This window comes from Allobosea sp. P4_E12 (assembly GCF_056401655.1).
On the sequence record NZ_JBFUIY010000002.1, the window covers coordinates 327,864 to 339,867 of the forward strand.

The 12,004-nt window shown below is 66.7% G+C and carries 12 protein-coding genes; 7 read left to right on the top strand and 5 right to left on the bottom strand.

The window, feature by feature from the left end; all coding sequences use genetic code 11:
* Positions 1 to 39: 39 nt before the first annotated feature.
* Positions 40 to 918, top strand: a complete 879-nt coding sequence (locus AC1DW9_RS03570) for a type 1 glutamine amidotransferase (RefSeq protein WP_476775567.1) — start codon at positions 40 to 42, stop codon at positions 916 to 918.
* 100 nt (positions 919 to 1,018) lie between these two features.
* Positions 1,019 to 2,731: a mucoidy inhibitor MuiA family protein gene (locus AC1DW9_RS03575; RefSeq protein ID WP_441504384.1), complete on the top strand. Its 1,713-nt coding sequence runs from the start codon at positions 1,019 to 1,021 to the stop codon at positions 2,729 to 2,731.
* 109 nt (positions 2,732 to 2,840) lie between these two features.
* Here the strand turns inward: AC1DW9_RS03575 and AC1DW9_RS03580 are convergent, their stop codons facing one another.
* Positions 2,841 to 3,293: a carboxymuconolactone decarboxylase family protein gene (locus tag AC1DW9_RS03580; RefSeq protein ID WP_441487971.1), complete on the bottom strand. Its 453-nt coding sequence runs from the start codon at positions 3,291 to 3,293 to the stop codon at positions 2,841 to 2,843.
* 11 nt (positions 3,294 to 3,304) lie between these two features.
* Positions 3,305 to 3,733: a cupin domain-containing protein gene (locus tag AC1DW9_RS03585; protein WP_476775565.1), complete on the bottom strand. Its 429-nt coding sequence runs from the start codon at positions 3,731 to 3,733 to the stop codon at positions 3,305 to 3,307.
* Positions 3,734 to 3,828: 95 nt separating this feature from the next.
* On the opposite strand from AC1DW9_RS03585, the gene pdxR reads away from it, so the two are divergent.
* The 4 genes from pdxR to catB all read left to right on the top strand — a co-directional run bounded on the left by pdxR (position 3,829) and on the right by catB (position 8,766).
* Positions 3,829 to 5,247 (top strand): MocR-like pyridoxine biosynthesis transcription factor PdxR, encoded by a 1,419-nt coding sequence (pdxR, locus tag AC1DW9_RS03590; protein ID WP_441504383.1) that lies wholly within the window; start codon positions 3,829 to 3,831, stop codon positions 5,245 to 5,247.
* A gap of 209 nt (positions 5,248 to 5,456) precedes the next feature.
* Positions 5,457 to 6,749 carry an adenylosuccinate synthase gene (locus tag AC1DW9_RS03595; RefSeq protein WP_113517094.1) on the top strand — a complete coding sequence of 431 codons (1,293 nt, stop codon included), beginning with the start codon at positions 5,457 to 5,459 and terminating at the stop codon, positions 6,747 to 6,749.
* Positions 6,750 to 6,780: 31 nt separating this feature from the next.
* The gene (locus AC1DW9_RS03600) at positions 6,781 to 8,001 is read left to right on the top strand and encodes a histidine kinase (protein WP_441504382.1); all 1,221 of its coding nucleotides are present in this window, start codon (positions 6,781 to 6,783) and stop codon (positions 7,999 to 8,001) included.
* A gap of 132 nt (positions 8,002 to 8,133) precedes the next feature.
* Entirely contained in the window at positions 8,134 to 8,766 is a 633-nt protein-coding gene (gene catB, locus AC1DW9_RS03605; RefSeq protein WP_441504381.1) for a type B chloramphenicol O-acetyltransferase, read from the top strand.
* Between the two features lie 104 nt (positions 8,767 to 8,870).
* Here catB and phbB read toward each other — a convergent pair whose 3' ends face one another.
* From phbB to AC1DW9_RS03620, 3 genes are read right to left on the bottom strand one after another with little or no spacing between them, the layout of a single operon-like run.
* Complete coding sequence (gene phbB / locus AC1DW9_RS03610) at positions 8,871 to 9,593, bottom strand: acetoacetyl-CoA reductase (protein WP_441487967.1); 723 nt, start codon at positions 9,591 to 9,593, stop codon at positions 8,871 to 8,873.
* Between the two features lie 33 nt (positions 9,594 to 9,626).
* A complete protein-coding gene (locus AC1DW9_RS03615; protein WP_441487966.1) occupies positions 9,627 to 9,842 on the bottom strand; it encodes a DUF1737 domain-containing protein in 216 nt (71 codons plus the stop codon).
* 9 nt (positions 9,843 to 9,851) lie between these two features.
* Positions 9,852 to 11,030, bottom strand: a complete 1,179-nt coding sequence (locus AC1DW9_RS03620; RefSeq protein ID WP_441504380.1) for an acetyl-CoA C-acetyltransferase — start codon at positions 11,028 to 11,030, stop codon at positions 9,852 to 9,854.
* A 299-nt stretch (positions 11,031 to 11,329) separates the two neighbouring features.
* Between AC1DW9_RS03620 and phaR the strand changes: the two genes are divergently transcribed.
* Entirely contained in the window at positions 11,330 to 11,926 is a 597-nt protein-coding gene (phaR, locus tag AC1DW9_RS03625; protein ID WP_441504379.1) for a polyhydroxyalkanoate synthesis repressor PhaR, read from the top strand.
* Positions 11,927 to 12,004: the final 78 nt, after the last annotated feature.

The following is a 12,004-nucleotide window of genomic DNA, read 5'->3' on the forward strand; positions in this document are numbered from 1 at the left end:
CGTCGCCCGACGCATCCCTCCCAAGAGGCGTTTGCCACCATGCTGCATGTTTCGAGACCGCTGCGCCTGCTCGTCGTCGATGGCAACACACGGGAGCAGCGCGAGAGCCATGCTGCCGGCTATGGCAGCCAACCGGGCGAAGCCTATGCCGATGTCGTGCGCTCGATCGCGCCCGAGAGCATCACCGATATCTGCCTGCCCGCCGATGCCGGCGCGAACCTGCCGGACGGTGCGGGGCTCTCGTCCTATGACGGCATCTTCCTCACCGGTTCAGCCCTGCACATCTACAACCTCGAACCGTCGGTCACGCGCCAGATCGAGCTGATGCGGGCGATCTATGCCAGCGGCACGCCCAGTTTCGGCTCCTGCTGGGGCATCCAGATGGGCGCGGTCGCCGCCGGCGGCACCGTCGTCGCCAACCCCAGGGGCCGCGAGATCGGCGTCGCCCGCAAGATCACCCTGACCGAGGCCGGGCGCTCGCATCCGCTGCTCGTCGGTCGCCCGCTCAGCTTCGATGCGCCCGCAATCCATCTCGACACCATCGCCCTGCCCCCGGCGGATACGACGGTCCTCGCCTCGAATGCCTACAGCGCCGTGCATGCAGCCGAGATCCGCCATGACGGCGGCACCTTCTGGGGCGTGCAATATCATCCCGAATTCCCGCTCGGTCAGGTCGCCTCGATCCTCGGGCGCATGGTGCCAGCCCTGATCGCGGAAGGTTTCCGCAAGGACGAAGCGGCGGCGCAGAGCTGGCTTGCCGATCTCTACGCGCTCGATGCCGAGCCGACGCGGCATGATCTCGCCTGGGCTCACGGCCTCGATGAAGAGGTTCTGGACAGCGAGCGGCGCGTGACCGAATTGCGGAATTTCATCGCACATCGCGTCAAGCCTCACATGAGCATGCGCGCCAGGGCCTGAAAGCCAGGGCACATCCGCATTCCGGCCCAATTCCGCCTTGGCCGCGCCGAATTCCGACGCGCCAATCCGCCGCACTGATTTGCCTCGGGGGGAATGCCTGATGATGAGCCGACTTGCCGCCGCCCTGATCTTCGCGCCGAGCCTTGCTAGCGCAGCCGAGATCGAACTGCCGACGCGGATCGACCGGGTCACGGTCTATCCCGACGGCGCGGTGGTGACGCGGCTCGGCAAGGCCGAATTGCTGCAGGGGGCCTCGCAGGTCGTGCTGCGTGGCCTGCCGGCGGCGGTCGATCCCGCCTCGATCCGTGTCGAAGGCAAGGGTGACGGCGCCTTCGCGATTGGCGCGGTCGATGTCCGCCCCGTTCCCGGCGATGCCAGGCAGGGCCTCGATGCGGTGATCGAGACCAAGCTCAAGGCCCTGCGCGAGCAGAAGGAGACGCTAGAAGGTCAGGTCAGCGCGATCGAAGCCAAACGCGGGACCATCGAGCGTTTCGGCCAGACGGGCCCCGACAAGCTCGGCCCCGACGGCAAGGCACTGCCGATCAGCGACTGGCCGGCCGTGTTCGACGCGATCGGCACCGCGCTGGTCAAGGTCAATGACGAGCTGCGCATCGCCCGCAGCCGCGTCTCGGATACGCAGGCTGAAATCGAGGCTCTGGAGCGCACAAGGCCACAGGCCGGCCGCGGCAATGCACCCAAGCGCGACGTCGCGATCGCGGTCGAGGCCAAGGCCCCGCTCGCAGCCGAGTTCACCGTCAGCTACCGCGTCACCAGCGCGAACTGGCTGCCGAGCTATGAGGCCAGGCTGGCGACCGGCAGCGCCGCCGCCAAGCCCGAGATCACCTTCATTCGCCGCGCGGAGCTGCGCCAGCGCACCGGCGAGGACTGGACCGACGTCGCGCTGACCCTCTCGACCACGCGCTCGGCGGGCGGCACGCGCGCACCCGAGCTCGCCCCGGTGCAGGTCGCCTTCCTCGATGCGGCGGTTCTCTATGAGAGCCGCACACGCGTCAGTGCCGCGCCGGCCCCGATGGCGGCGGCCAAGGCGAGGGCCGAAGCCGAATTCGAGGCCGCGAAGTCGCGCAAGATGGCGGATTCAGCGCGCCCGGCAGAAGTCCAGACGGCCCAGGTCGAGACCAGTACCTATCAGGCGAGCTTCATCGTGCCTGGCCGCGTCACAGTCCCCCAGGGCGCGACGTCCAAGGCCGTGGTGCTGAGCCAGGGCCAGGTCAGCCCGACGCTCCTGGCCCGCGCCACGCCGGAGCTTGAGGAGAAAGCCTATCTCGAAGCCGTCTTCCTCCACGAGGACGAGGCACCGCTGCTTCCAGGCGAGGTCCTGCTGCACCGTGACGGCGCCTATATCGGCCGCGGCCGGCTCGGGCTGGTCGCGCCCGGCGACAAGGTCGAGCTCGGCTTCGGCGCAGATGACAAGCTCAAGGTCAGCCGCGCCCCGGTGCGCCGCCGGGAGAACGAGCCGACCTGGCTTGGCCAGACGCGCACGGATCTGCGCGAATTCAGGACTGTGGTGAAGAGCCTCCACGCTCAACCGGTCAAGGTCACCGTCATGGAACGCGTGCCCTTCTCGGAGAACAGTTCGATCACGGTCGAGACCCTGCCGCAGACTACGCCGCCCACCGAGAAACAGGTCGGCGACAAGCGCGGCGTCTCGGCCTGGACCTTCGATCTCGCCCCCGGCGCGGAGAAGGAGATCAAGCTCGCCTACCGCCTGAAATGGCCGGGGGACCGCGAGGTCACGTTCGAGTCCAGGCCAATCCAGCCGGCGGACATGCCGCGCCCGCTGGCGCAGAACTGACTGGATGATCGGCGCGGATCTCGTATCCGGCCCGATGATCTAACTTTTCCCTGTTCGCATCGGCTTTCCCGAAAACCGCCATCCACTTTTCGGGCCGATGCTCGAGGGTTCAGCGCCGCACCGCCGCAGGGACGGCGCGGAAACTGATCGCCATCCGATTATAGGCGTTCATCAGGCCGATCGCGATCGTCAGATCGGCCAGTTCCTTCTCGCTGAACTGGGCAGAGGCGGCCGCAAACTCCGCATCGGGCACGGTGGTGTCGGCGACACGCGTCACGGTTTCGGCCCAGGCCAGGGCGGCCCGCTCCTGCTCGGAGAACAGGCTCGGCGCCTCGCGCCAGGCCGGCACCAGCACCAGCTTCTCGACGGCAAGGCCGCCCTTGAGCAAATCGCGCGAATGCATGTCGATGCAATAGGCGCAGCCATTGATCTGCGAGATCCTGAGATAGACCAGGTCGACCAGGGATTTGGCGAGGCCGGACTGGCCGACATGAGCATAGACTCCGCCAAGAGCCTTCATGCCGGCAGGCGAAACGCTGGTGTAATCGAGACGCTGGGTCATGGGGTCGCTCCTCACTGGTGATCGGGAGTGGTCAGCACCTCTTCGGTGCTGTCGACGATGAAGACGGCGAGCAGGCGCGCCGGCTCGGTCTTGCTGGCATTCTCGCTGATTGTGTGGTGCGCGCCCGGCACCTCGAACCAGGTCTCGCCGGTCCGGTAGACCCGGGCCGGCTGGTCATCGACCTGGCTGCGGATCGCACCCGAGAGCACATGGGCGTAGATGAAGGCCGAACCGGCATGATGGTGCGGGGTCGAGGCCGCGCCGGGCTTGTAGGTCACCTCGACGCTGACCAGGCTCTTGCCGGGAATGTTGGGAATCGCCTGCCGGAATATCGGCTTGACCGTCTCTCCGCCCGGCCTGGGCGAATGAGCCGAGGCGATGGCGGGAAGGGCGAGCGCGGCAAGCAGGGCCGCGCCGGCTGCAGAGGCTCGAAAGCTCATCTCCGTTCTCCGTTCATTTCGATGGCAGGAGAATGCGCGCCGGATGATGCATGAGAAAGCACCAAGATCGACAGAAACGGCTATACCATGATGTGATGACCGCTCCGCTCCGCATCCAGATCGACCGCAGCGCCAAGGCGCCGCTCGCCTTGCAGATTCACGCCGCCATTCGCGATGCGATCCGGGAGGGCCAGCTCGCCGGCGGGGCGCGCCTGCCGTCCTGGCGCGATCTTGCCGCGCAGCTTGGCATCGCCCGCGGAACGGTCAGGGCCGCCTATGAGAGGCTGAGCGACGAGCAGTGGATCCTGTCGCAGGGCGCCGCCGGAACGCACGTCGCGGACAGGATGCCGGTGCTGGCGGCAGCCGAGCAACCCAAAGACAGGCCGCCCTTTCCTGAGCTGTTCCCCGATTTTGAGAACGCACCGCTCGCCTTCCAGATGGGCGTTCCGGCGCAGGATGCCTTCCCCATCACCCTCTGGTCGCGGGTGATGGTGCGCGCTGCCCGGAAGGCCGCGGTCGCGCCGGTCGGTTATCCCGATCCACGCGGGCATCCGGACCTGCGTCGCGAGATCGCCGCCTATCTCGCCATCGCGCGCGGCATTCGCTGCACGCCGACCCAGGTCCTGGTAACCAACGGCTTTGCGGGTTCGCTCGGTCTCATCATCCGTACCTTACGCCTCGAGGGTCGCTCAGCCTGGTTCGAAGAACCCGGCTTTCCCCTGACGCGCAGCGCCCTCCAGCTTGCAGGAATGACGACCATTCCGGTGCCGGTCGATGGCGAGGGCTTGTCGGTCACCGAGGGCATACGGCGCGCTCCGAAGGCGGCGCTGGCCGTCGTCACCCCGGGGCAGCAGGCTCCGCTCGGGGTGACGCTGTCGCTGGCACGCCGGCTGGCTCTGCTCGACTGGGCCCGGCAAGCGGGGGCCTGGATCGTCGAGGACGATTATCTCAGCGAGTTGCAGCTCAAGGGACGCGCAGCGCCAGCGCTCGCCTCGCTCGATCAGGATGGCTGCGTCCTGCATGCGGGCAGCTTCAGCAAGACGATCAGCCCGGCGTTGCGGCTCGGCTTCCTGGTGGTTCCGGCCGCCGTCGCGGAGGCCTTCGGCACGATTGCCGCCTGTCTCGCGCCGGCTCCGTCCGCCGCGCTTCAGCATGCCGTGGCCAGCTTCCTGGCCGAGGGCCATTATCTGCGCCACCTGCGCCGCATGAAGCGGCTCTACAGCGCACGGCGCGAGTTGCTGCTCCAGCAGTTGCAGGAGACCGCAGAAGGGGCTTTCGCCATCCATGCCACCGGCGGCCTGTCCGTACGGATGGAGTTGCCGCCCGGCACTGACGATTTCGACATCGCCTTGCGCGCCCTGCCCTTCGGGATCGCGCCGGTGCCGCTCTCGCCCTGGTATGCGGAGCCGCCCGAGCGCCGCGGCCTGTTGCTGGGCATCACCAATTTGGCGGAACGGCGGATTGCGGCCGATTGCGCCAGGCTGATCGAACTCGTGCGGCTCGATGGCAGGTGATCCGCGCGCGAGTGTCAGATGGTCGCAGGATCAGGCCCGATGCGCGCAACTCCGTGCGGACACCCGCCTCTCCGGCACGCGGTCAATCTTGACCTTGCCGCAATGTTGGCCCATGAGGGCTTGCAAGGACTTGCCCCGAAACCCCGGCCTTGCGTCGGGGTTTTTCATGTGCGCGGCGCTTGCGGCAACGAGGCAGGGATACCAGTCCGATGGCGAATGTGGTGGTGGTCGGCGCCCAATGGGGTGACGAAGGCAAGGGCAAGATCGTCGACTGGCTGTCGAGCCAGGCCGATGTCGTGGTGCGCTTCCAGGGCGGTCACAATGCCGGCCATACGCTCGTCATCGACGGCGTCGTCTACAAGCTCTCGCTACTGCCGTCCGGCATCGTGCGCCCCGGCAAGCTTTCGGTCATCGGCAATGGCGTCGTGGTCGATCCCTGGCATCTCGTCGAGGAGATCGAGCGGCTGCGCGCCCAGGGCGTCGCGATCTCGCCCGAGAACCTGCGCGTCGCCGACAACGCGACCCTGATCCTGCCGCTGCACCGCGAGCTCGACCATTTCCGCGAGACCAGCAATGCCGGGCTGAAGATCGGCACGACCAAGCGTGGCATCGGCCCCGCCTATGAGGACAAGGTCGGCCGGCGTGCGATTCGCGTCATCGACCTCAAGGACCCCGCGATCCTGAAGGCCAAGATCGAGCGCCTGCTCGCCCATCACAACGCGCTGCGTCGCGGGCTCGGCATCGGCGAGGTCGATGCCTCCGAGCTGCTCGAGCAGCTGACCAAGGTCGCGCCGCAGGTCCTGCCCTATGCCGACACGGTCTGGGCGCTGCTCGATTCCGAGCGCCGCGCCGGCAAGCGCATCCTGTTCGAAGGCGCACAGGGCGCGCTGCTCGATGTCGACCACGGCACCTACCCGTTCGTGACCTCCTCCAACATCGTCGCCGGCCAGGCCGCGACCGGCTCCGGCTTGGGCCCCTCCGCGGTCGGCTATGTGCTCGGCATCGCCAAGGCCTACACGACCCGCGTCGGCGAAGGCCCCTTCCCGACCGAGCTCTTTGACGAGACCGGCGAACTGATCGGCCAGAAGGGCAAGGAATTCGGCGTCGTCACCGGGCGCAAGCGCCGCTGCGGCTGGTTCGACGCCTGCCTGGTGCGCCAGACCGTGAAGACCTCCGGCATCGACGGCATCGCGCTGACCAAGCTCGACATCCTCGACGGCTTCAAGGAGATCAAGGTCTGCATCGGCTATCGCCTCGACGGCGCCGTGCTCGAGCATCTGCCTGCCGGCCAGAGCGATCAGGCCCGCGTCGAGCCGATCTATGAGACGATCGAAGGCTGGGAAGGCTCGACCGCCAATGCCCGTTCATGGGCGGACCTGCCAGCCCAGGCGATCAAATATGTCCGCCGCATCGAGGAGCTGATCGGCGCCACTGTCGCCGTGCTCTCGACCAGCCCCGAGCGCGACGACACCATCCTCGTCCACAATCCTTTCGAGGGTTGACGGGCGAGCCCAACACGGACAATTGAGGCCAATGGCCGATTTCTATCCCATCCTGGCGCGCGCGATCGCCGGGCTGCCCGACAAGTCCCCGGAAGCGCGCCGCGCGGTCTATGACCGCGCCCGGACAGCTCTGGTCGCCCAGCTGCGGAGTCTCGACCCACCGGTCGGCGAGGCCGAGATCATGCGCGAGCGCCTGGCGCTCGACGAGGCGATGTCGCGTGTCGAGGCCGATTACGACGAGGCTGAGACCCAGCGCCCCGCCACGACGACGATCCGCCCCGCGCCGGAACCAGAGCCTGAGCCTGCTCTGCCGGCCGATATGGCCCATGAGGAGGTCGGGGCGAGCCCCGTCATCGACCCGTTCGAAAGCCGCCCGGTCGACAGCCAGGAGCCGGTCGACACGCAGCCGGTCCGCCCGCGCGTCGCTCCTCCGCGCGAACGCCGCGTCGATCCCGGTCATATCCGCACCGCCATCGTCGGCGGAGGCGTCGCGCTTGCGGTCGTCGCGATCGCGGCGACTGCCTTCTATGTCAACAAGGTCAATCCCTCCGACACGGCAGCGCAGCGCCCTCGGACCGAGGCGCAGGTCCAGCAGTCGCAGCCGGACAGCGCCGGCAAGCTGAACGACCGGGTCGGCGATGCCGGAGCGACAGGCGCAGGACCGGCCGCACGGCCTGGTGGCGCGACAGCCTCGCAAGGCAGCGAGATCGCCGTCGCCCAGCGCGCCATTCTCTACACCGAGGTGCCGGAAACCCCGCAGCAGCCGAAAGCCGTCAATGGCCGGGTCGTCTGGCGGCTCGACAGCGAGAGCGCCGGGCAGGGTCGCCCGGTCGAGACCATCGTGCGTGCGAGTGTCGAGGTACCGGATGCCGGCCTGAGCCTCGACTTCACCATCCGCCGCAATACCGACAGCGCCTTCCCGGCCTCGCATATCATTGGCCTGCGCTTCACGCGGACAGGTGATGCCACGACCGACGCGATCCGCGAGGTCGGCGTGCCGCAGCTCAAGACCGACGAGAACGAACGGGGCGCACCGCTCTCCGCCATCGCCTCCGCGCTCGGCGACAATCTCTTCGTGGCCGCGCTCTCGAATGTGCCGGTGGAAATCGACCGCAATATCGAGCTGATGCAGACGCGCAGCTGGATCGACATCCCGCTGCGTTTCGCGTCCGGACGACGCGGCATCATCACCTTCGAGAAGGGTGTCTCGGGCAGCCAGACGCTTGACGATGCCTTCGGTCGCTGGCGCTAGGCACTGAAGAAGAGACGCGGGCACCGATCGGTAAAGCCCCGGAGCGGTTCCCGGATTTCCCTTCGATCGCTCCGGGTAATCTACCCGCTTCAATCTCTCTGGATTTGCGCTGAACGACGGGAGCACGCCGGGATGGCGAACGCCTTTGAAAGCCCGTTCAAGGGCAGGCTTCTGTCGGAACAGGTGACCAACCCCAACATCATCGTCGGTCGGTACAGCTACTATTCCGGCTACTATCACGGGCATTCCTTCGACGACTGTGCCCGCTATCTGCGGCCCGACCTCGCCGATGTCGACAAGCTCATCATCGGCAGCTTCTGCTCGATCGGGACCGGCGCCTGCTTCATGATGGCCGGTAACCAGGGGCATCGGAACGACTGGGTCTCCAGCTTCCCCTTCTTCTACATGTCGGAAGAACCTGCATTCGCCAGCGCGCGCGACGCCTTCCGGCCGGCCGGCGACACCGTGGTCGGCAGCGATGTCTGGATCGGTGCGGAGGCGATGATCATGCCGGGCATCCGGATCGGCCATGGCGCCGTGATCGGCAGCCGCGCCCTCGTCACCAGGGATGTCGAGCCCTACTCGATCGTCGGCGGCAACCCGGCCAGGCCGATCCGCACGCGCTTCACCGAAGCCGACATCGCCATGCTGCTGGAGATGGCCTGGTGGGATTGGCCGCTGGAGCAGATCAGGGACGGCATGGATCTGTTCTGCTCCAACGACATCGCCGGGCTGTACCGGCGCTGGCAGGAAGCCTCAGCGTAAAGGCGCATCCCGCCTGCCCTCATCGCCAGGCCGAAGCCGCGTTTGCCGCGGGCGCCTCGACTTGAGGGCTGTCGGCGCGGCTCGCGCCGACAGCCCGAACACGCTCACGCCATATACTGCCCGCCATTGACCGCGAACGTCGCGCCGGTGGTGAAGGCACCGTGATCGGAAGCGAGGAAAGCGACCATCTGGGCGATCTCCTCGGGCTTGCCGAGCCGGCCGACGGGAATACCGGCAACAACGCGCTTCAGCGCCTCCTCCGGCATGGCAGCGACCATGTCGGTGCCGATATAGCCGGGCGTGATCGCATTGACGGTGATGCCCTTGTTGGCGTTCTCCTGGGCAAGCGCCTTGACGAAGCCGATATCGCCCGCCTTGGCCGCGGAGTAGTTCACCTGGCCCATCTGGCCCTTCTGGCCGTTGATCGACGAGATCACGATGATGCGGCCAAAGCTGCGCCCGCGCATGCCCTCGATCACCGGCCGCGTCATATTGAAGAGCGAATCGAGATTGGTGCGGATGACGGCGGACCACTGGTCCTTGGTCATCTTGTGGAAGAAACCGTCGCGGGTGATGCCGGCATTGTTGACCAGAATGTCGACCGGCCCGTTCTCCGCCTCGACGCTGGCGATGCCGGCAGTGCAGGCATCGTAATCGCCGACATCCCACTTATAGACCGGGATGCCGGTTTCCGCCTTGAACTTGGCCGCCGCCTCGTCATTGCCGGCATAGTTGGCCGCCACCTTGTAGCCTGCCGCCTGCAGGGTCCGGCTGATCGCTCCGCCGATACCCCGCGTCCCCCCCGTGACCAACGCGACCTTCGTCATCTGGTTGTCCCCTCTTCGTTTTGGTCTTTTGAGCTATTGTTCCGCGAGCTTCAGGTCGGGCGAATAGGGCCCGTCCACGTCCTTGATGATGGCCTGGCCGCAGATAACGCGCTGTTCCTTGGCGTCATAGGTCAGGGTCGGGGGGCCATAGAGCTCCCAGCCTCTGCTCAAGGCCTCCGAGACCCGATGACAGAAGGCTGCGTCATCGGGCCCCGTGAGATAGCGATAGAGCGTCGTCTGCTTCGCCATGGTGAAGGCTCAGCGTTCCACCGCCATGGCGACACCCATCCCGCCGCCGATACAGAGCGTGGCGAGCCCCTTCTTGGCGTCGCGCTTGGCCATTTCATGCAGGAGCGTGACCAGGACGCGCGCGCCGGAGGCGCCGATCGGATGGCCGATCGCGATCGCGCCGCCATTGACGTTGACGATATCGGGGTTCCAGCCGAGGTCCTTGTTGACCGCGAGCGCCTGCGCCGCGAAGGCCTCATTGGCCTCGACGAGGTCGAGATCGCCGATCTTCCAGCCGGCTTTCTCCAGTGCCTTGCGCGTCGCCGGGATCGGGCCCGTGCCCATGATGGCCGGGTCGACGCCGGCAGTGGCCCAGGAGGCGATGCGGGCGAGCGGGGTAAGACCGCGCCTGGCTGCTTCCTTAGCGGTCATCAGGACGAGAGCGGCAGCGCCGTCATTGAGGCCAGACGCGTTGCCGGCAGTCACCGTTCCGTCCTTCGAGAAGGCTGGCTTCAGCTTGGCCATGGCCTCCAGCGTCGCCCCGTGACGGGGATATTCGTCCTGATCGACGACGATATCGCCCTTGCGGGTCGAGACGGTGAAGGGAGCGATCTCGTCCTTGAGCCGGCCGGCTTTCTGCGCAGCCTCGGCCTTGTTCTGCGAGCCAACGGCGAACCTGTCCTGTTCCTCGCGGCTGATCTGCCATTTGGTCGCGACGTTCTCGGCAGTGGTGCCCATATGGTAGCCGTGGAAGGCGTCCCAGAGCCCGTCCTTAATCATCGTGTCGATGAATTTGGTGTCGCCCATCTTGGTGCCGTTACGCAGATGCGCGGCATGCTGCGACATCGACATCGATTCCTGGCCGCCGGCAACGATGATGTCGGCGTCGCCATTGACGATCTGCTGCAGGCCGATGGCGACCGCGCGCAGGCCCGAGCCGCAGAGCTGGTTGAGGCCCCAGGAGGTCGCTTCCTGCGGGATGCCGGCCTTCATCGCGGCCTGTCGGGCCGGATTCTGGCCCTGACCGGCGGTCAGGATCTGGCCCATGATGACTTCATTGACCTCACCGCCCTCGACCTTGGCGCGGGCGAGCGCCTCCTTGATCGCGGCAGCGCCGAGATCGTGTGCCGCCGTGTTGGCGAAAGCGCCGTTGAAGGCGCCGACCGCCGTGCGCGCTGCGCCGACGATTACGATGTCAGTATCGGCCATGGAGAGTTCCTCGCTGTTGTCGTGATGGCTCGCCAGGGACCGGCCACCAGGTTCGGCTCTCACCTTCGAAGGCTGTCGCGGCCGCGTCAAGCCGGCCAAGAGAGGGAGAGCGCGGATCGGGCGCCGGTGACCGTGCTGCATCGCAGCACGGGCTCGCCCCTCCCGCCGTTCCGCTTGGTAAGATTGATTCAAAAACGTTCAAAAAACTTGCAGCATGCGGCTGACAGGTTATCGTTGCCGGGAGGATCGTTCCGCTGGACCTGAAATGTCAGGCCCGGATCAACGCGATGCAGGGTATGATGGCCAGCGAAAAAGAACCGACAGTCATCAAGAAATACGCCAATCGCAGGTTGTATCACACGGGCACGAGCTCCTACGTCACCCTCGAGGATCTGGCGGGCCTGGTCCGCGGCGGAGAGGATTTCGTGGTCTACGACGCCAAGTCCGGCGAGGACATCACGCGCTCCGTGCTGGCCCAGATCATCTTCGACGAAGAAAGCAAGGACGGGCAGAATCTGCTGCCGATCACCTTCCTGCGCCAGTTGATCCGCTTCTACGGCGACAGCATGCAGGCATTGGTGCCGCGCTATCTCGAGTTCTCCATGGAGAATCTCACGAAGGACCAGAACCAGTTCCGCGACATGATGGGCAAGGCCTTTACCGGCGGCGCCTTCGGCGGCACCGGGCTGGACGCGATCCAGGCCCAGACCCGCGCCAATATGGCGATGTTCACGGAAGCCTTCCGGCTGTTCAACCCCTTTGCTGCCGCAGCAGCCTCCGGCCAGCCGAAGGGCGATGCAGCGCCAGCCGCCGGCAAGGGCGACGAACTCGGCGACCTGAAGCGGGAACTCTCCGAGATGCGCGACCGGCTGGACAAGCTCGCCAAGACGAAGTGAGCGGGCAATGCCCCAGGCCCGGGCTTGCCCCGGGCCCGTCCTGATCAAGAGTGTCTCGGGCCGATCGCTTGCCCGAGA